18 protein-coding genes and 1 riboswitch are annotated in these 19026 nt (G+C 65.6%); of the genes, 11 read left to right on the top strand and 7 right to left on the bottom strand.

All coding sequences use genetic code 11. The annotated features are described in order from the left end of the window. Window positions 1–249 precede the first annotated feature (249 nt). From ACVWY6_RS08295 to thiD, 3 genes are all read left to right on the top strand, one after another. Window positions 250–1872 (top strand): (2,3-dihydroxybenzoyl)adenylate synthase, encoded by a 1623-nt coding sequence (locus tag ACVWY6_RS08295; RefSeq protein ID WP_457537323.1) that lies wholly within the window; start codon window positions 250–252, stop codon window positions 1870–1872. A 128-nt stretch (window positions 1873–2000) separates the two neighbouring features. Continuing rightward, window positions 2001–3689, top strand: coding sequence for a phosphomethylpyrimidine synthase ThiC (gene thiC, locus ACVWY6_RS08290; protein WP_457537321.1), 1689 nt, complete (start codon window positions 2001–2003; stop codon window positions 3687–3689). Continuing rightward, complete coding sequence (gene thiD, locus ACVWY6_RS08285; RefSeq protein ID WP_457537320.1) at window positions 3686–4540, top strand: bifunctional hydroxymethylpyrimidine kinase/phosphomethylpyrimidine kinase; 855 nt, start codon at window positions 3686–3688, stop codon at window positions 4538–4540. Before thiC ends, thiD begins: the two co-directional genes overlap by 4 nt. Before the next feature lie 21 nt (window positions 4541–4561). Here thiD and ACVWY6_RS08280 read toward each other — a convergent pair whose 3' ends face one another. From ACVWY6_RS08280 to thiO, 5 genes are all read right to left on the bottom strand, one after another. Further along, window positions 4562–5311, bottom strand: a complete 750-nt coding sequence (locus ACVWY6_RS08280; protein WP_023956282.1) for an ABC transporter permease — start codon at window positions 5309–5311, stop codon at window positions 4562–4564. Continuing rightward, window positions 5311–6420: an ABC transporter ATP-binding protein gene (locus tag ACVWY6_RS08275; RefSeq protein WP_317713547.1), complete on the bottom strand. Its 1110-nt coding sequence runs from the start codon at window positions 6418–6420 to the stop codon at window positions 5311–5313. The genes ACVWY6_RS08280 and ACVWY6_RS08275 overlap by 1 nt, the downstream gene beginning before the upstream one ends. Window positions 6421–6487: 67 nt before the next feature. Beyond that, entirely contained in the window at window positions 6488–7300 is an 813-nt protein-coding gene (gene thiG / locus ACVWY6_RS08270; RefSeq protein ID WP_457537317.1) for a thiazole synthase, read from the bottom strand. Beyond that, complete coding sequence (thiS, locus tag ACVWY6_RS08265) at window positions 7293–7496, bottom strand: sulfur carrier protein ThiS (RefSeq protein WP_457537315.1); 204 nt, start codon at window positions 7494–7496, stop codon at window positions 7293–7295. Before thiS ends, thiG begins: the two co-directional genes overlap by 8 nt. After that, window positions 7481–8563: a glycine oxidase ThiO gene (gene thiO, locus ACVWY6_RS08260; protein WP_457537314.1), complete on the bottom strand. Its 1083-nt coding sequence runs from the start codon at window positions 8561–8563 to the stop codon at window positions 7481–7483. The genes thiS and thiO overlap by 16 nt, the downstream gene beginning before the upstream one ends. Beyond that, a riboswitch (TPP riboswitch) is annotated at window positions 8554–8673 on the bottom strand. It overlaps the preceding gene by 10 nt. A gap of 94 nt (window positions 8674–8767) precedes the next feature. Between thiO and thiE the strand changes: the two genes are divergently transcribed. Together thiE and ACVWY6_RS08250 are read left to right on the top strand one after the other, a co-directional pair. Further along, window positions 8768–9448: a thiamine phosphate synthase gene (gene thiE / locus ACVWY6_RS08255; protein ID WP_457538548.1), complete on the top strand. Its 681-nt coding sequence runs from the start codon at window positions 8768–8770 to the stop codon at window positions 9446–9448. 129 nt (window positions 9449–9577) lie between these two features. Further along, on the top strand, window positions 9578–10066 hold the full coding sequence (locus ACVWY6_RS08250; RefSeq protein ID WP_023956293.1) for a 2-isopropylmalate synthase: 489 nt from the start codon (window positions 9578–9580) through the stop codon (window positions 10064–10066). Between the two features lie 39 nt (window positions 10067–10105). On the opposite strand, the gene ACVWY6_RS08245 is transcribed toward ACVWY6_RS08250, so the two are convergent. Further along, complete coding sequence (locus ACVWY6_RS08245; RefSeq protein WP_457537312.1) at window positions 10106–10570, bottom strand: VOC family protein; 465 nt, start codon at window positions 10568–10570, stop codon at window positions 10106–10108. Between the two features lie 103 nt (window positions 10571–10673). Here ACVWY6_RS08245 and ACVWY6_RS08240 point away from each other — a divergent pair, with 103 nt between their 5' ends. Further along, complete coding sequence (locus ACVWY6_RS08240) at window positions 10674–11675, top strand: helix-turn-helix transcriptional regulator (RefSeq protein WP_457537310.1); 1002 nt, start codon at window positions 10674–10676, stop codon at window positions 11673–11675. A gap of 27 nt (window positions 11676–11702) precedes the next feature. On the opposite strand, the gene ACVWY6_RS08235 is transcribed toward ACVWY6_RS08240, so the two are convergent. Beyond that, complete coding sequence (locus ACVWY6_RS08235) at window positions 11703–12188, bottom strand: NUDIX hydrolase (RefSeq protein WP_457537308.1); 486 nt, start codon at window positions 12186–12188, stop codon at window positions 11703–11705. A 217-nt stretch (window positions 12189–12405) separates the two neighbouring features. On the opposite strand from ACVWY6_RS08235, the gene ACVWY6_RS08230 reads away from it, so the two are divergent. The 5 genes from ACVWY6_RS08230 (at window position 12406) to ACVWY6_RS08210 (ending at window position 19024) form a co-directional block, all read left to right on the top strand. Then, on the top strand, window positions 12406–13788 hold the full coding sequence (locus ACVWY6_RS08230) for a hypothetical protein (RefSeq protein WP_400726886.1): 1383 nt from the start codon (window positions 12406–12408) through the stop codon (window positions 13786–13788). Further along, complete coding sequence (locus tag ACVWY6_RS08225) at window positions 13785–14777, top strand: glutamate ABC transporter substrate-binding protein (protein WP_457537306.1); 993 nt, start codon at window positions 13785–13787, stop codon at window positions 14775–14777. The genes ACVWY6_RS08230 and ACVWY6_RS08225 overlap by 4 nt, the downstream gene beginning before the upstream one ends. A gap of 66 nt (window positions 14778–14843) precedes the next feature. Beyond that, window positions 14844–17114, top strand: a complete 2271-nt coding sequence (locus ACVWY6_RS08220; RefSeq protein ID WP_457538546.1) for a tetratricopeptide repeat protein — start codon at window positions 14844–14846, stop codon at window positions 17112–17114. A gap of 105 nt (window positions 17115–17219) precedes the next feature. Then, window positions 17220–18416 (top strand): DUF222 domain-containing protein, encoded by a 1197-nt coding sequence (locus tag ACVWY6_RS08215; protein WP_457537304.1) that lies wholly within the window; start codon window positions 17220–17222, stop codon window positions 18414–18416. Continuing rightward, window positions 18401–19024, top strand: a complete 624-nt coding sequence (locus ACVWY6_RS08210) for a hypothetical protein (RefSeq protein WP_457537302.1) — start codon at window positions 18401–18403, stop codon at window positions 19022–19024. The genes ACVWY6_RS08215 and ACVWY6_RS08210 overlap by 16 nt, the downstream gene beginning before the upstream one ends. Window positions 19025–19026: the final 2 nt, after the last annotated feature.

Raw genomic sequence — 19026 nt, 5'->3', positions numbered from 1 at the left:
GTTGTCACTGTTGGTGTCGATGGTCGCGGTCACGCGATCGCCCCGGCAAATGCTCTGCTGCTCATGGCATCCTCTACTCACCCGCACCACGTGTGGACCCCAGTGGCCCACGGACTTGTCAGGCGTTTTGTCGATCGAAAGTTCGTCCGTGCCCCAATGATCCCAGCAACCGCGGACTTAGGATGGGCTAACTCTCGCGCTTGAGGCTAGCCTAACCAACTGATCTGGGCCAAGTCTACGATCACCACCATGTCTGTGATGCACGACGACAGCGACCTCACGAGCGGTTTCACACCCCACCCCCCGGCGGCCGCGGCGCGGTACCGGGAACTGGGCCTGTGGCGAGAGACACCCCTCTGGCGGATGTTGTGGGACCAGGCCGATGCGACACCGGATGCGCCCGCCGTCTCCGACATCACCCGCACGCTGAGCTATCGCGACCTCGCCGAGTTGTCGGCCCGGCGTGCGGCCGGGTTCGTCGAGGCCGGGCTGCGCCCTGGCGAACGCGTGGTGCTGCAGAACCAGAACTCGGTGGATTTTGCGGTCAACTTCTTCGGCATGCTGCGAGCGGGAATCGCGCCCGTGATGACTCTCCCCGCCCACCGCATCAACGAGATCGCCCACCTGGCTCAGACCGCCGGGGCGGTTGCCTATGTCTGCCACGGCCACGCAGGCGGGTACGACTACCGCGACCTGGCCCACCAGCTGCGTGGGCGCGTCGACACCATCCGCGCGGTCTTCGTCGACGGTGACCGGGGTTCCGAGGCCGCGACGCCACAGGGCGACCCGAGTCGCCTCGACGTTGTTCCCACCCCCGATCCCGACAGCCCCGCACTCTTCCTGGTATCCGGTGGCACCACAGGTCTGCCCAAACTGATCCCACGCACCCACAACGACTACCGGTACAACGCCGAACTCAGCGCCGAGGTGGCCGGGTGGACCTCCTCCGACACCTATCTCGTGGCGCTTCCCGCCGCGCACAACTTCCCGCTGGCCTGCCCAGGGTTGCTCGGCATCATCTCCGTCGGTGGCCACGCGGTGTTCACCGACAACCCCTCTCCCGACCACACCTTCGACCTGATCGAGAAATACCGGGTCACCGCGGTGGCACTCGTGCCGGCCCTGGCCCAGGTCTGGACCGCCGCAACCGAATGGGAACCCGCCGACGTCTCGTCACTGCGGCTGCTGCAGGTGGGCGGGGCCAAGTTCGCCGAATCCGACGCGATTGCGGCGAACGCGGCGTTCGGCGGCGCGGTGCAGCAGGTGTTCGGGATGGCCGAGGGGCTGATCTGTTACACCCGGTTCACCGACGACGAACAAACGGTCACCCGCACCCAGGGTCGCCCGATGAGCGACCACGACGAATTGCGCGTGGTGGACGAGAACGGCGATGAAGTCCCCGACGGCACGGAAGGTGAATTGCTGGTGCGCGGTCCGTACACCATCCGCGGCTACTACCGCGCCGGCGAGCAGGGCCGGCGGTCGTTCACCGACGACGGCTTCTACTGCAGCGGTGATCGTGTGCGGAAACTGGCCTCGGGCCATCTCATCGTCACCGGCCGCATCAAGGACACCATCGTGCGCGGCGGCGAGAACGTGGCGGCCGACGACGTGGAAGAAAACCTTGTGGCCCACAACAACATTCGACAGGCAGCGGTTGTCGGGGTTCCCGACCACTCTCTCGGCGAACGCATCTGCGCCGTCATCGTCGCCGACGGTCCGGCGCCTGACCTCCCGACCATCCGGCAGTTCCTCGCCGACCGCGGGCTGGCGACGTTCAAGCAACCCGACCAGCTCGAGGTGGTCGCCGGTCTGCCGGTGACCGCGGTCGGGAAGATCGACAAACGCGCATTGCTGCTGCAGCTGACTTGACGAGCGGCGTAAGCTGCCCTTGGACAATAGAAAAGCACGGGGGCTCTCGCGATCCGAGGGCTGAGATGACGGCAGGCGGCCGTCGACCGGATGAACCTGACCGGGTAATGCCGGCGTAGGGAGAAAAAATGGTTGACGCCGTAAATTCTGTGACCACGGGCCCGATCCGCGGTAGCTCCAAGACCTACCAGCAGATCGATCATCTGCGGGTACCCGGGCGGCGGGTGCACCTGTCGAACGGTGAACACCTCGACCTGTACGACACCTCCGGCCCGTACACCGAGCACAAGCCGGAGTTCGACCTCGAAGTCGGTCTGCCCAAGATCCGCGACAGCTGGAACCGGCCCGCCCCGGTGGACGGCGCCAGCACGCAACTCGCCTGGGCAAGAGCAGGTTTCATCACAGACGAGATGCGCTTCATCGCCGCCCGTGAACAGATGGATCCGGAATTCGTGCGATCCGAGGTCGCGATCGGCCGAGCAGTCATCCCGGCCAACCATCGCCACCCGGAGTGCGAGCCGATGATCATCGGCAAGGCGTTCACCGTCAAGGTCAACGCGAACATCGGCAACTCGGCGGTCAGCTCGTCGATCGCCGAAGAGGTGGAGAAGATGGTCTGGGCCACCCGGTGGGGTGCTGACACCATCATGGACCTCTCCACGGGCAAGGACATCCACGCCACCCGCGAGTGGATCATGCGCAACTCACCGGTGCCGGTGGGCACGGTGCCGATCTACCAAGCCCTCGAGAAGGTGAACGGCGATCCGGTCAAGCTGACGTGGGAAGCCTACCGCGACACCGTGATCGAGCAGGCCGAACAGGGTGTGGACTACATGACGGTCCACGCCGGCGTGTTGCTGCGTTACGTGCCGCTCGCCGCGAACCGGGTCACCGGCATCGTGTCGCGAGGGGGGTCCATCATGGCTGCGTGGTGTCTGGCCCACCACGAGGAGTCCTTCCTCTACACCCACTTCGAAGAGCTGTGCGAGATCTTCGCCCGCTACGACATCACGTTCTCCCTCGGAGACGGTCTGCGACCGGGCTCGATTGCCGACGCCAACGACGCCGCCCAGTTCGCCGAGCTACGCACGCTGGGCGAACTCACCAAGATCGCGAAATCACATGGCGTACAGGTGATGATCGAGGGTCCCGGGCACATCCCCATGCACAAGATCGTCGAGAACGTCCGCCTCGAGGAAGAGTTGTGCGAGGAGGCGCCGTTCTACACGCTGGGCCCACTCGCCACCGACATCGCCCCCGCATATGACCACATCACCTCGGCGATCGGCGCGGCGATGATCGCACAGGCCGGTACTGCGATGCTCTGTTACGTGACCCCGAAAGAGCATCTGGGACTTCCCAATCGCGACGATGTGAAGGTCGGGGTGATCACCTACAAGATCGCCGCGCACGCAGCCGATCTGGCCAAGGCTCATCCGCGCGCGCAGGAACGCGACGATGCCCTCTCGCGGGCACGTTTCGAGTTCCGCTGGAACGACCAGTTCAACCTCGCCCTCGACCCCGACACCGCCGTCGAGTACCACGATGAGACGATGCCCGCCGAGCCTGCCAAGACGGCCCACTTCTGTTCGATGTGCGGCCCGAAGTTCTGCTCGATGCGGATTTCCGCGGATGTCCGCGCATACGCCGAAGAGCACAACCTGGTGACCCAGGACGACATCGACCGCAAACTGGCCGCGGACATGGCCGCCAAATCGGCCGAGTTCATGGAAAAGGGTGCGGCCGTGTACCTGCCGCTCACCGAAGCCGGCTCGGCACCCGCGACCGGTGTGGGTCCCGTACTTTCGACACCATGACCGACGCCGTGCAGCTCCTACCCCGGGTACCGCTGGGGCAGACACCCGTTCGAGTGATGACCATCGCCGGCACCGACTCCGGCGGTGGCGCAGGCATCAACGCCGACCTGCGGACGATGGCCTTGTGCGGAGTGCATGCCACGGTGGCGGTCGCCGCGGTGACGGTTCAGAATTCGCTGGGCGTCAGCGGTTTCCATCCGATTCCGCCGACTGTCGTGGCCGACCAGATGCGGTCGGTGATCACCGACATCGGGATAGGGGCGGCCAAGACCGGCATGCTCGCTTCAGGCGAGATCATCGATGCGGTGGTGGGCGCGGCCGATGAGCTCGATCTCGGCCACGGACGGACCATCCCCCTGGTGGTCGACCCTGTCTGTGCGTCCATGCACGGTGACCAGCTCCTGGCCGACGAGGCGATGGATTCGCTTCGTGGCAAACTGATCCCGATCGCCACGCTGATCACGCCCAATCTGGACGAGGTGCGGCTCATCACCGGAATCGACGTCACCGACCGGGTCTCCCAGGAGAAGGCCGCACGCGCGCTACATGCGCTGGGTACTCAGTGGGCCCTGGTCAAAGGCGGTCATCTGCGGTCGGACCCGAACAGTCCGGATCTGCTCTTCGACGGCACGGACTTCATCGAGCTCACCGCTCCGAGAATCGACACCGGCCACGACCACGGGGCCGGAGACACGTTGGCGGCGGCCATCACCTGCGCGCTGGCGCACGGCTATTCGGTACCCGATGCCGTCCGTTTCGCGAAGTCATGGGTTACCAAGTCGCTGTCCGTGGCCTACCCCTTGGGGGCAGGCCACGGACCGGTCAACCCGCTCTGGCGGCTCGAGATCTAGCGAGATCCCGGCGTCGTCTGGTCAGGCGTCGCGGCGGTCGGTCACGTAGATCGCCGCACCGAAGACCAACGCGGTGATCACCATGAAGTAGAACAGCGAACCGTATTCGTTCCAGTACCAATCGAATCCGAGTTCACGGCCATCGATGAAGTGGTTGGCGTTCAGGAACGGCATGAGGGGTCCGGCAACGTCCTGGACCTTCGGGATCGCCGACAGCACGTTCTCGAGCACCAGGCTCCAGACCAGCAGGACAACGATCGCACCGGCCGTCTGGCGGATCAGTGCACCGATACCCAACCCGATCAGCACAGCCAGGAATGCGTAGAGCGGAACGCCCCAATACAGCCGGATGGCGTGGGAACCGAGCAGGTCGACGTCGGAACCCGACATCGCCTTGCCGATCGGTACCGAGATGAGGGTGAGCACAAACGTGACTGCCGCAGCCAGCCCGCCGTATACGGCCGCCTTTGCCAACAGGACGTTGTAACGCTGCGGAACCGCCTGGAACGACGTCCGGATGGTGCCGAAACGGAACTCACTGGTGACCGCCAGCACGGCCATGATCATGAGAACCGTGACACCGAATCCGGTGGTACCGACCACGAAGTCGGAGACGTTGACTTCGCCGTCCGAGGTGTTGTCGGCATTTGTGGCCCACCCCAGGAGGAATGCCAGTCCCAGTCCGAGAACGATGACGATGCCGACACACCAGTACGGCGACTTGGTGGTGACGAGTTTGATGCGCTCTGCCGCTACGGCGTTGGTGAGCATCAGGCTTTACCCCCAGATTGATTCTGACCCGCTTCGTCCCAACCTGATTGCGGATGACCCGGTTGCGCGTAACCCGGTTGGCCCGCAGGCGGTTGCACACCTGGTTGCGGACCCCACCCCGGTGGCGGTGGAGCGAATTGACCTTGCTGAGCAGGATAGGACGCTACCGACTGTTGTTGTCCGGGAAAGGCCATCGCGTCGTTGCCGTGGTATTCGACAGCGCCCGCGGTCATCGACATGAAGACTTCCTCGAGCGAAGCGGTCTTGCCCGAGAGCTCGTGGAGACCGATGCCGTTGGCCGCAGCAATGTCGCCGACCTGGTCGGTGGTGACGTTTTCCAGGCGCAACGACGGGCCTGCCCCGTCGTCGGCCACCGGCACCGAACGCAGCCCGGCCGCGGCGAGCGCAGCCTGCAGTTCGCCGAGTTTGGGACTACGCACGCGGACGGTGACCTGCGCGCTGCTGGTGAAGTCCTTGACAGACGCATCCGCGATCAGCTGCCCGCGGCCGATCACGACGAGATGTTCTGCGGTGAGCGACATCTCGGTGAGCAGATGACTCGACACCAACACGGTGCGACCCTGGTCGGCCAAAGCCCGCATGAACTTTCGGATCCAGACGATGCCCTCGGGATCGAGGCCGTTGACCGGCTCGTCGAAGAGCAGGACGCCTGGGTCGCCGAGCAGTGCACCCGCCAACCCGAGGCGCTGGGACATGCCGAGCGAGAAGCCCCCGGCCTTCTTGCCCGCCACCTCGGTGAGTCCGACATCGGCCAGCACCTGGTCGACGCGGTGGTTCGGGATCCCGTTGGACGCCGCCATCCAGCGCAGGTGGCTACGGGCGGTGCGGTTCGGATGCACCCACTTGGCGTCGAGCAGTGCGCCCACCTGGGTCAGCGGCCTCTTGAGCTCGCGGTACGGCAACCCATTGATGGTCGCGGTACCCGACGTGGGACGGTCCAGTCCCAGGATCATCCGCATGGTGGTGGATTTGCCTGCACCGTTGGGACCCAGAAAACCGGTCACCACACCTGGTTTCACGTCAAACGTGAGGTTGCTGACCACCTGGTTCTTGCCATAGACCTTCGTCAGGCCCTGAACTCTGATCATGGCCCTCAGTGTGCCAGAGCAGCACCGCCGCCCACCTCATCCTTGTGACTGATCTTCACCGGCGGTCTCAGCTGTCGAGCTGCGGCGACGACGCCTGTGCCCAGAACCGCTTGGGGATCCGGCCGGCACCGTGGGCCAGCCTGCCCGCGGTCACCGCCGAACGCATCGCGGCAGCCATCCGGGCCGGATCGGCAGCCCTGGTCACCGCAGAAGCGAGCAAGACCGCGTCACAACCGAGCTCCATGGCCAGGGCCGCGTCACTCGCGGTGCCGATGCCCGCATCCAGGATCACCGGCACGCCTGCAGTCGCGACGATCATCTCGATGTTGTGTGGGTTGCTGATGCCCAGCCCTGTGCCGATCGGTGAGCCGAGAGGCATCACGGCGGCGGCTCCGGCGTCTTCGAGTCGTCGCGCGAGGATCGGGTCGTCGTTGGTGTACGGCAACACCACGAACCCGTCCTGGACCAGACGATCGACCGCTTCGATCAACTCGGGTCCGTCCGGGAGAAGGGTCCGTTCGTCGCCGACCACCTCGACCTTGACCCAGTTGGTGTCGAGTGCCTCCCGGGCCAGTTGGGCCGTGAGCACGGCCTCGGCGGCGGTCCGGCAGCCAGCGGTGTTGGGCAACACCTCGATCTGCAAGCGGCGCAACAGGTCCAGCACTCCGGTGCGTCCGCCGGCATCGACCCTGCGCATGGCCACCGTCGTCATCTCGGTGCCGGAGGCGACCAGCACGTCTTCGAGAATCGCCAAGTTGGCGGCGCCGCCGGTGCCCGTGATGAGCCGGGACGTGAACTCGCGGCCCGCGATCACCAGGGAGTCGTCGGCAGCTGTACCCGCCTGAGTCAATTCGTCAGGTGCCGTGAGCTGTTCAGCCACCCTGCACCGCCGTGAGGATCTCGATCCGCTCACAAGGCCCCAGCTCTTGCGCCCAACGGGACTGCGGATGAACCACGCCGTCGACGGCAACGGCGACCCCGGTACGGGGGAGGTCGAGTTGGTCGAGCAATGTCAGCACGCTCGCCCCATCGGGTAGCCGAACGTCGTCGCCGTTGACGTTTACATCGGTTGCCATGCGAATCTCCCTGGTTCTGTAGCTGGTTGGTCGATCTCCTTGCCGGAGAGGATGTCTGCCACCAGATCTGCGGTGACCGGGCACATCAGGATCCCGTTGCGACCGTGACCCGTCGCCACGATCGTCCGGTCGTCGAGCCTGCCGATGAGTGGCATTCCGTCGGGTGTTGCGGGACGCAGTCCCGCCTCGGCGCTGAGCAGGTGGTACTCGCGCAATGACGGCATGAGCTCGATGGCGTCGGTGAGCAGGTCCGCCACCCCACCGGCCACGGGTCGCCGGTCGAACCCGCTGTCGTACTGGGTGGCCCCGACGACAACGCCGTCGGGCCGAGGCACCACGTACACCGCCCGCCCGTTGACCCGGCCGCGCACAACGTGTTTCGGTGGCGGCAGTGCGCCGGGCGTGGATCCGAGTCGCAGAACTTCGCCCTTGGACGGATAGACCGGGAGCCCGGTCCAGAGTGCGGCCGACCCGACACCTGCGGCGAGCAGCACCTGGTCGGCGGAGATCTCCGCGAGGTCGTGCACTGTTGTGGTCTCGATCCGTACTCCCGACGTCGCCGCGCGGTCGGCCAGCACGGCCAGCAGGCGGCGATTGTCCACTGCCATCTCTCGCCGGGCCAGGTAACCACTGCGAACCCGTCCCGACACCGCGGGCTCGAGTGCGCGGATCTCCCTGCCGGTCAACGGTTCTATCGGATGGCCGCGTCGGGCCAGCCATTCGGCGACCATGGCCAACTCGCCGACGTCCGCGCTGTCGACACCCACCATCAGGCTCGAGGAGGCAGCGACCACCTGATCGTCGCCCAGCCTGTCGACGAACTCGGGCCAACGCGACATCGCCTGTTCGGCAAACGCGAGGTAGACGTCGTCACCGGTGCGACTCTCCCCCGCAATGCCCAGCATCCCGGCCGCCACCCGAGATGCCGCGGTGGAAACGAGCCCGTCGCCACGCTGCGGCTCGAGGTGACCTGAATCGTAAACGGTTACCTGCCAGCCGGATTCGGCGGCACGAACCGCACATGCCAGACCGATGACGGCGCCACCGACGATTGCGAGAGACTTCATCCCACCTTCTTCCTTCGCCGGCATTACCCGGATCAGGTGTAACGGTCATGGGCAGGTTCGCGACCCAGATCTCAGCCCGACGCATCCCTCGGGCACCCGTGTGTGTACTGACCGACAGACTACTCCGTCGGTTCGGACCGCAGGCCAGCCCGCTGGTTCGGCCAGGAGGCCGGGCCATGGTCTCGGCAGAAGGTAGATTCGGCGATCGTGAATGCCCGCGATCGCCTGACCACCGCCCAGCTCTACCTCTGCACCGACGCCCGGCGTGAACGCGGCGATCTCGTCGAGTTCGCGGACGCCGCGCTGGCCGGCGGCGTGGACGTCATCCAGTTGCGTGACAAGGGGTCGGCTGGTGAACGCGTGTTCGGGCCCCTCGAAGCCGCGCAAGAACTCGATCTCCTCGGTGCGCTCGCCGAGGTGACCGCACGCCACGGCGCGCTGCTGGCCGTGAACGATCGAGCGGATATCGCAGCGTTGAGCGGCGCCGATGTACTGCACCTGGGGCAGGACGACCTGCCGGTGAATCTGGCCCGCCGCATCGTGGGCGACGACGTGGTGATCGGCCGTTCGACCCACGATGTCCAGCAGGCGACGTCCGCTGCCGAGCAGCCGGGGGTCGACTACTTCTGCACCGGACCCTGCTGGCCCACCCCGACCAAACCGGGCCGCTTCGCACCGGGTCTCGACCTCGTGCGTGCCACCGCCGACCTGGCATCGCGGCGGCCCTGGTTCGCCATCGGCGGCATCGACGAACAGCGACTCGCGGAGGTACTCGACGCCGGCGCCGACCGCATCGTGGTGGTGCGCGCGATCACCGCCTCGGACGATCCCTGTAACGCTGCCCGCCGTTTGAAGGACAAACTGGTTGCAAGGACAAAATCCTGAGGACTATGGTTGGCGAATCATGAAGCGCATTCTCGTAGTTCACCGCAGCGGGGTCTGATCCGACCGGCCCCCCGTTGCGGGCCGTGAGCGCTACCTGCTGGTCATCCTTTTCTCCGGAAGACCTTGTCGATGAACACTCTCACCACACCAGATACACCGATCTCCCCACATTCCCAGGCCACCGCGCCCGATCCTTTTGCCTCCCGCTATGGCAGATCACTGCCATCGCCGCTGCGGGCCGAGGCCGCCGGTATGACGTGGACAGCTTTCGCCGACACCTACGCGCCGACGACCGGACCGATTCGTCTCGGCAACTGGACCGCGTCGGCCGCCCCACAAGACCTCTTGCACTGCAGGGCGACCATCGCCACCGGCGACGTCATCCGATCGCTCTCGGCGACCGCGACCGGACCGATCAGCGCGCTCACCGACATGCTGTACCGCTTGGGTGCCGGCGTCGAGATCGTCAGCCTCCACCAATACGACTTCGCCGGCGGCGTGGCCACTTTCCTGCTGTGCGAGCGCGACGACCGGCGCACCTGGGCGATGGGGAACGGCTGCACCGGTCAGGAGTCGGCATTGAGTGCTCTGATCGCGGGGGCCAACCGGCTCTACTGAGAGTCGGTCACCGGTAGATCGGCGACGGCCTGTGCCAGATCAATACTGCGCTGCGACGTCGATGATCCATGTGACACCGAAACGATCGGTGAGCATGCCGAAGGCCGGCGCCCAGGGGGCGGGGCCGAACTCTTCGACGATGTCGGCGCGGTCGGCGAGCCCGTCCCACAGGGCACGGACCTCATCGACGCTCTCACCCCGGACCGACACGAAGAACGGCGAGTTCGTGAGGGTCATCTCATTCTCGCGCCTGGTGACCGGCGTGGGCGCGGCTGCGCGTGAGGGCTCGGCCGGTGCGGGCGCGTCGTAGGCCATCAGACCGAATCCGGCCTGCCCCACGATCTGGCCGAACACAACCCGATCGGCGCCAGGGGCATCTTTTGGCATACCGAAGTCGCCATAGGTCAGGACGGTCATCTCGCCGCCGAATATCGATCGGTAGAACTCAAGAGCCGCCCGGGCCTCACCGTCGAAGTTGAGGTGGGTGACTGCGCTGTAGGTCATATCTGCTCCTTTGAGGCTCGGACACCGGCTTTTCCGGTCCGGTGCCCACTGTGCGCACCTCATAGGTCAGGGTTTGTCCGCTTATCCCGGCAGAATTGATGGCATGCCGCTGACACCCGCCACGAGTACCTCGCGCCGACTGCTGTCGCTGCTGTCGCTACTCCAGGCACCTCGCGACTGGCCGGGGTGGCTCCTGGCCGACCGCCTCGATGTCAGCGAGCGCACCCTGCGTCGCGATGTGGACCGGCTGCGTGAACTCGGCTACGAGATCCGCGCCACCAAGGGACGCGACGGCGGCTATCGGCTCGACGCCGGCGCGGTTGTCCCCCCGATGCTGTTCGACGACGAACAGGTCGTCGCGATTGCGATCGCGTTGCAGGCCGCACCCAACACCGGCGCAGACATCGGGGAATCTGCGGCTCGGGCACTGACCACCGTGCGGCAGGTACTGCCGAGCCGATTGCGGCCACGAGTCGACGCGGTCGAACTCACGCCCCTCGCGGGAAACAACCCACCGACAGCCGTAACCGACGTGCTGCTTGCCATCGGCGACGCGATCCGACGCGGCGAAGAACTCCGTTTCGATTACGGCCGTACCGACGACACGGACACCGATCGTGACGACGCCGGCCTGGCGCGTCCGCCCCGCAGGGTGCAGCCACACCACCTCGTGTCACGGCTGGGCCGGTGGTACGTGGTGGGGTGGGATCCCGACGCCGATGATTGGCGGGTCTTCCGAGCGGACCGCATGTCTCCGAGGACACCGACAGGACCCCGGTTCGTCCGTCGCGACATCCCCGGGGGTGACGTGGGCACGTTCCTGGAAGGCCGGTTCAAGGGTTCGACCGACAACACCGACCGCTGGCCGTGCACCGGTGATGTGGTCCTTCACGCCGACGCCACGGACGTACATACATTCGCCCACGATGGGGTTGTCGAGTCACTCGGACCCTCGCGGTGCCGACTGCGGTCGGGGTCGTGGTCATGGGCGGCGCTGGCGGCCGGACTGTGCAGATTCGACGTCGACATCGAGGTGGTGGGGCCGCCCGAACTCCGCGCCGCCTTCGCCGACTTGGCGCGACGCGCAACGCTCGCAGCGCAGTGACCCGCCCCGCGGTCGGTTGTCGGACGGTCAGGTGTCGGATTGGGAGAACGCGCTGAGCTTGTTGCGCAGCTCGGGCCAGCTCACAGCGAATGCGGGATGGAGTGCCAGGTCGTTGACCTCGTCGGCGCTGACCCACCGCAGTTCCACCGACTCGCGATTGGCGGTGGTGGCCAGTGGGGCGGCCACCTCGGCGATCACCGTGGTGTACGTCCAGCCGCTCGGCGCCCGGTGCGTCACCAGTTCGTCACGCACGGTGAGCTCGGCGTCCGCGATCCCCGCTTCTTCGTCGGCCTCACGGACGGCCGTGTCCACCGCGCTCTCGTGTGAATCGCGGGCTCCGCCAGGCAGTGCCCACGTGCCACCCTGGTGGCTCCACACAGCGCGATGTTGCAGCAGAACGAGGACCGAACTGGTATCGCTCGGGGTGTACAGCAACAGGCCCGCGGCGCCATGCCGTCCCCAATATCGCGATCCGTCCGCGTCGAAAACCCAACCGTCGCCGTCGCCCCGCACGCGACACCTCCTCGCCCAGCCGACCTACCTCGGTGCAACGCTACTTGCCCCGGCGGGGTGACACAGGGCCGCACTGTCGCAACGGGCTCGGTGATTCGCAGTAATGTCGGTTTCACATCCACTCATCTGCGATCAGGACCTGGCCCCGCGAGGCGGGCCTGGAGGAAGAAGGGATCGCGTGACCGGCGGCAACGCAAGTTCTTTGCGTACCCGGCTCATGCATGCGGAGAAGCCGTACAGCGGCCGCTTCCGACGGCCGCTGTTCGATCGGCCCGCTCCCCTGACCCGGCGTGAAGTACTGAGTCTGACCCGTGAGCGCACCCAGAACCCGCTCACCAACATGCGCGAGCTGGCCTGGACCAGCCCCGGCAAACTGATGATCATCTCGCTGGTGCTGCTGATCTCGTCGGTGGTCGTCGGGTGGTATTCGTCCGACACGCTGGACGACCGCACCACCACGCTCGAGAACATGATCGTGCAGACCGAGCCGCTCGCCGAGGCCTCGCAGGTTCTCTACAGCTCGCTGTCCATCGCGGACGCCGCCGCCAATTCGGCGTTCATCTCCGGCGGCCTCGAACCGCCCGAACTCCGCGAGCGTTACAACGATGCTGTCGCCACCGCGGCGCACGCCCTCATCCAGTCGGTCAGCGGCGCCGCGATGGACAACACCGAGACCCGGCAGGACCTCACCACCCTCTCGGCCCAGATCCCCGTGTACACCGGTCTGATCGAGTCGGCCCGGATCAACAACCGACTCGGCAATCCGGTGGGCTCGGCGTATCTCGGCGAGGCATCGAACATGATGCAGGAGATGATCCTGCCCGCAGCCGAACGGCTGTACGCCGAGCGCGCCGACGCCATCGGCGATTCGAGAACCAACTTCACCAATGCGCCGTGGGGCGTCTACACGGCTCTGATGTTGCTGCTGGCGGCGATGATTGCCGCGCACCTCTACGTCGCCAGGCGCAGTCGACGACGCTTCAACCTCGGATTGCTGGTGGGCATCGGGTGCGTCCTGATCGGCTTGCTGTGGTTGCTCGTCGGCGGCCTGCTGTCGGTCAACTCCACCGCCAACGCCGAGAACCGCGGCGCAGTTCCGCTCCGCGAGCTGACCCAGGCCCGCATCCTCACCCAGCAGGCTCGGTCCGATGAAACCCTCTCGCTCGTCCGGCGAGGCGATCAGCAGGAGCTCGAGTCGGGGTACGCCAAAGCGGTGGCACAGATCGACACCGTGCTGACCGACTACCGCGAGGACGATCGCAAGGACGTCGCCGAGGACTCGGTGGCCGACGCGATCGACGCTCTCGCCCTGTGGCGCGATGCCCATGCCGCCATCCTCGAACGCACCAACGCCGGCGACTTCAACGGCGCCACCGCCATCGCGGTGGGCGACAACCCCGACGGGTCGGCCGCGGCATACAGTCGCCTCGACACCGCCCTTGTCGATGGCATCACCGACACCCGCAACACGTTCCGCGACGACATCAACACCGCACGGGTGGTCATCGGGTACGCCGGACTCGGGATCATGCTCTTGGGCATCGCAGCCGGCATCGCGGCCTTCGTCGGGATCTTCCCCAGGATCCGGGAGTACCGATGATCACGCGATCGGGACTCCGTGGCCTGGTGGCGGCCGGCGCGCTGGTGCTCACCACAACCATGGTGGCCGGCTGCGTCAATGCCGAAGCGCCCGAGAGTCTTCCGCCTTCGGCGTCGGCCGCGTGGCCACAGCCGGCAGGGGTGAGCCTCGACGTGCCGATCGAGCCTCCCCCCGCCACCGAGTCGTGCGATGCGACGGCGAGTCTGACGCCCGGACCGCTACCCGAACCCGGCAAGATGCCACCGGGCACCACCATGGAGACGATCTACAAACGGGGCTGGCTCAAGGTGGGCCTGGACATCGGGTCGAACCTGCTGTCTTTCCGCGACCCGATCAGCGGCACCATCGAGGGCTTCGACGTCGACGTCGCCAAAGAGCTGGCCCGGGCGATCTTCGGTGACCCCGAGCGGATCGAGTTCCGCATCCTCAACTCCGACGACCGGATGAACGCACTGAAAGACAGTACGGTCGATGTTGTGGTCAAGACGATGAGCATCACCTGCCAGCGACTGCGGAACATCGCGTTCTCCACCGTGTATTACGAAGCGTCGCAACGCATCCTGACCATGCGTAGCTCCGACATCAACGGTGTTGCCGACTTGGCGGGCAAACGCGTGTGCGCGGCCCGCGGCACCACGTCCATCGCACGTATCCAGCAGCGGGTGCCCGACGCCATCGTCGACACCGTCTCCACATGGGCCGATTGTCTGGTGATGGTGCAGCAGGGCCAGGTTGATGCGGTCTCCACCGACGATGCGATCCTGGCGGGCATGGCAGCGCAGGATCCGTACGTACACGTCGTCGGGCAGAGCCTCGGCGAGGAGCCCTACGGCATCGGCATCAACAAGAACGACGAAGACCTCGTCCGTTTCACCAACGGCGTGCTGCAGAAGATGCGTGAAGACGGCACCTGGTTCGACATCTACGACCGCTGGCTGTCGATCCTTGGGCCGAAATACTATCCGCCACAACCGTCGTACCGGGACTAGAGGTGATTCGTGAACAACGATGACCCCGCCGAAGGCGACACCGAGGTCGGGACGCAGGCGGTGTCGATGGAGGACCTCGACATCGGAACGCAAGCCGTTCCGATGGAAATGGCCTTCACCGAGCAGACCCAGCGAACACAGCAAGACGAACGCCCAGACCGGTCTGCCGATACGGTGCTGTCCGCTCAGACGCCCATGGTCCCCACCAGCCGCAGCTCGCGCAGTCGCCGCCGGATGGGCGGCGGCCTGGTCGATGTCCCACGCGTCTTCGACATCGAGCCCGCCGATGCGGTCATGGACCACGCGGTGGTGGCCGAGGGCAAGCGCAACTGCTGGAAGTGCGGGCGGCCGGTCGGCCGGCAATCCGGGCCGGGAGCCGGACCGCTCACCGGGATCTGCGGCCATTGCGGAGCACGCTATTCGTTTGTACCGGGCCTGGCCAAGGGGACGATGGTCGCCGACCAGTACGAGATCTCGGGCGCGATCGCCTACGGCGGGCTGGGCTGGATCTACCTCGCCATCGACCGCAATGTGTCCGACCGTCCAGTTGTGCTCAAGGGCCTGCTGAACTCGAAAGACGCACAGGCACAAGCGGTTGCACTGGCCGAGCGACAGTTCCTCGCGTCGGTGTCACATCCCGGCATCGTGAAGATCTACAACTTCGTCGAGCACGTCGATCCCGTGGGCAACACCTTCGGGTACATCGTGATGGAGTACGTGGGCGGCAGCACGCTCAAGGACATCACGGCCGTGGACGGCGAATGTGGGCCCGGCCGAAAGCTTCTCACACCCGAACAGGCGATCGCGTATCTTCTCGAGGTGCTCCCGGCGGTGAACTACCTCCACTCGGTAGGGCTGGTGTACAACGACATCAAGCCCGAGAACATCATGGTCGGCAGCGAGGACGTGAAGTTGATCGACCTCGGGGCCGTCTCCCCCATCAACGGTTACGGCCATCTCTACGGAACACCTGGCTTCCAGGCCCCGGAGATCGTCAAGACCGGCCCCCAGATCGCCACCGACATCTACAGCCTGGGCCGCACCCTGGCCGTCCTGACTGTCGACATGCCGATGGAGAAGGGCCGGTACCTCGACGGTCTGCCGGATCCATCTGAGGCAAAAGTGTTCGCCGACAACCCCTCGTTCCACCGGTTGCTGCAGCGCGCGACCCATCCCGATCCCACCAAGCGTTTCGCCAGTGCCGACGAGATGGCGGGTCAGCTGCTCAACGTGCTCCGCGAGTTGGTCGCGGCGCATTCCGGTGTGCCACGACCCGGCCTGTCCACGGTCTTCAGTCCACAGCGCACCACGTTCGGCACCGAGATGATGCTCGCGCCCGTTGACGGAATCCTCGAACCCGTACGTGCGCAGATCAAACTCGACACCACCGATGTTGTCGCCGCCCTTCCCGTGCCGCTGGTCGATCAGTCGGACCCGGCCGCCGGACTGCTCAACTCGACTGCGCTGTCCGAACCCACCCAGACACTCGACTCGATCCGTAGCGCCCGCGAGGGTGGACTGTCGTCGGTGATCGGTACCGACCCCTCCGACGACCACCCGTCCCGAGAGATCGACCTGATCGAGGCACGCGCCTATCTCGAACTCGGGGACGCACAGACCGCTCTCGACCTGCTCAACCAGGCCACGGAACATCACGGAAAGTCCTGGCGCACAGAGTGGTTTCTGGGACTATGCGCGTTGCTGATGAACGATGTGGAGGTGGCGCACGCACGGTTCAACGACGTGCTGGCCGCCATGCCCGGCGAAGTGGCACCCAAGCTCGCGGTGGCTGCGACAGCGGAACTGATGAACAACCATGACGTTGCGCTGCAGCACTATCGGACGCTGTGGCAGACCGACCGCGCGATCGTCACCGCGGCTTTCGGGCTCGCTCGCATGCGGTTCGCCGGCGGTGACATCGACGGAGCGGTCAAAGCACTCGACGACGTCCCGCCCACCAGTCGCCACTACAACGCAGCGAGTTGCACGGCAATCCTCACCCTCGTCCACGGCCGGGATCCCGCCGAGGTCACCGAAGAACAGCTGCGCGAGGCCGCCAGGCGACTGGACGCCATGTCCGACACCGAACCTCGCAAGCAACGTCTGGTGATCCTGGTCCTCGGCATCGCGATCGGCTGGATCCATCGCCGACCCGACCAGTCACCCACCGATGCGTCCGCGCGCGGCGACATCCTGGGCTACCCGTTCAACGACCACGGCCTACGTGTGGGCTGCGAGCAATCACTGCGGCGACTGGCGCGGGGCACGATGAACCGAACCCAGCGCTTCTTGCTGGTCGATCTCGCCAACTTCATCCGACCGCATACGTTGTTCTGAGAAGCAACCCGAAGCCGAATTCTTCTGCAACCGGCCCCATTTCGTGAGTTTGGCGAAGATTCGGTAAGCGCAGATATGTCAGACCGTGCAACTACAATCGAAAGTATGTTCGAGCACTGGTCAGAGCTGGGTGAGCGGAACATCGGTATGGTGCCCGCCGCGCTGGCGCGCCCCAATGAACTGCTCCGCACGGCGGAGCGGGCAATGGCTGGGCAGGGCTATTTGGAATGGGCACGCTACATGGCCGCCGCCGAACTGCATCGCCAAGTCGTCGACCCCGCGATCGATGCTTCCGACTTGTACCTGGATGCCTATGCGAGCTGCGCGGCCCGCCTCGCCGCAGCCCAGCACTTGTCGCAGGTCGCCGCAGAGAACCATCTCACCTGCGCCTTGGCGTTGCGCGATCGACTCCCGCAGGTTGCCGAGATGCTGAAAGACGGATATCTTGCGCCGCACCATATTTCGACCATCGTCTCGCGCACAGATCTCATCGAGGGATCCGAGCACACCGAAGCCATCGACCGCGACATCGCTGATCAGCTCCGTCGCCGCGGATCCTGGTCGAGGAATCGCCTGCGAGACATGGTCGACGCGACGATATTCCGCCGCGACCCCGACCTGGTGCGTGAAGATCGCAGCGCGGCAAAGGACAAACGAGGAGTGTGGGCTGAAGGTCATCAGAACGGGATGTCCGAACTCACCGCCGTCGTCGCAGCCGAGAACTCGGCCATGATCATGCAACGCCTCGAGAAGTTGGCAGCATCGGTATGCAAACGCGATACGCGGACCAAGCCACAACGCATGTCCGACGCCCTCTTCGCCATCACCATGGCGCGCGAGTTCACTTGTGAATGCGACAGCGATCTCGATCATCCCTGCACCGCCGACATCATCACCGTTCCCGCCGACGGAGTCTTCTCGGGCATTGACGCCAAGATTGTCCTGCACGCCATCGCCAACCAGTCGACCCTCGACGGCGACGACAAGCCCGGGTACCTCCAAGGTCATGGCGTCATCTCAGCCGCGCACGTCCGTGACCTCGCAGCCCACGCCAACACCACCACCCGCCCCCTCGGCAACACCGAGACCGGATACGTCGCAGCACCTCGACCCGAACCCTCAGCGAAACTGAACCAACGCAGTCTTCCTCAGCACAATCAAACACCGACAACCGCGGCGATACCGAGACCAACGCCAACGCGGCCGGCGGTCGGGTTTCCGAGCAGAACGAACAGCCCGGACCGATCACCCGCGCCAATTGCGCAGCACCACAACCCTCCCGAGCCGTGCGAAGAGCCATGAAGGGCACCAAGCAACACCATGCGATTCCGCCCGATCAACCGCAACTCGACCTACTCATCGAGGCCGAAACCAAAGCCGGCGACCATGAACCCGTCTTCCAATGGCCACCGCTACCCACCGTGCAACCGGGCGACCACTACCGCCCGTCGGCGGTCCTCGACACGTATCTCCGAATCCGGGATCTTTACTGCACCTGGCCTGGCTGTGACAGACCCGCATGGTCGGCCGACCTGGACCACACCCAGGAGTACAACCACGACGACCCCGCCAGCGGTGGACACACCCATCCCGAGGGAATGAAAGCCCTCTGCCGTTTCCACCATCTACTCAAAACCCACACCGCGTGGCTCGACGACCAGTACGTAGACGCGCACGGCCGCACGCGGACGACCATCACCACCCCGGAAGGCCGGACCTACCACGGACCCAGCTGGACGGGTGACGACCTGTTCACCGGCCTTCGCTTGATCGTCTGGGACCAGAGTCCACCGAATCGCCGACGGGTCAGAGCCGACAACCCGGTCAGAACCATGTCCCGCACGCGAGCAAAACACCTACGGCGTCACCAAGAAAGAATACGCAACCGCCGGACACGCGAGCCCGGATAGCT

Source organism: Williamsia sp. R60 (genome assembly GCF_054063855.1).
Note: the sequence above shows the minus strand (reverse complement) of the source record. Positions and strands in the feature narration are given on the sequence as shown.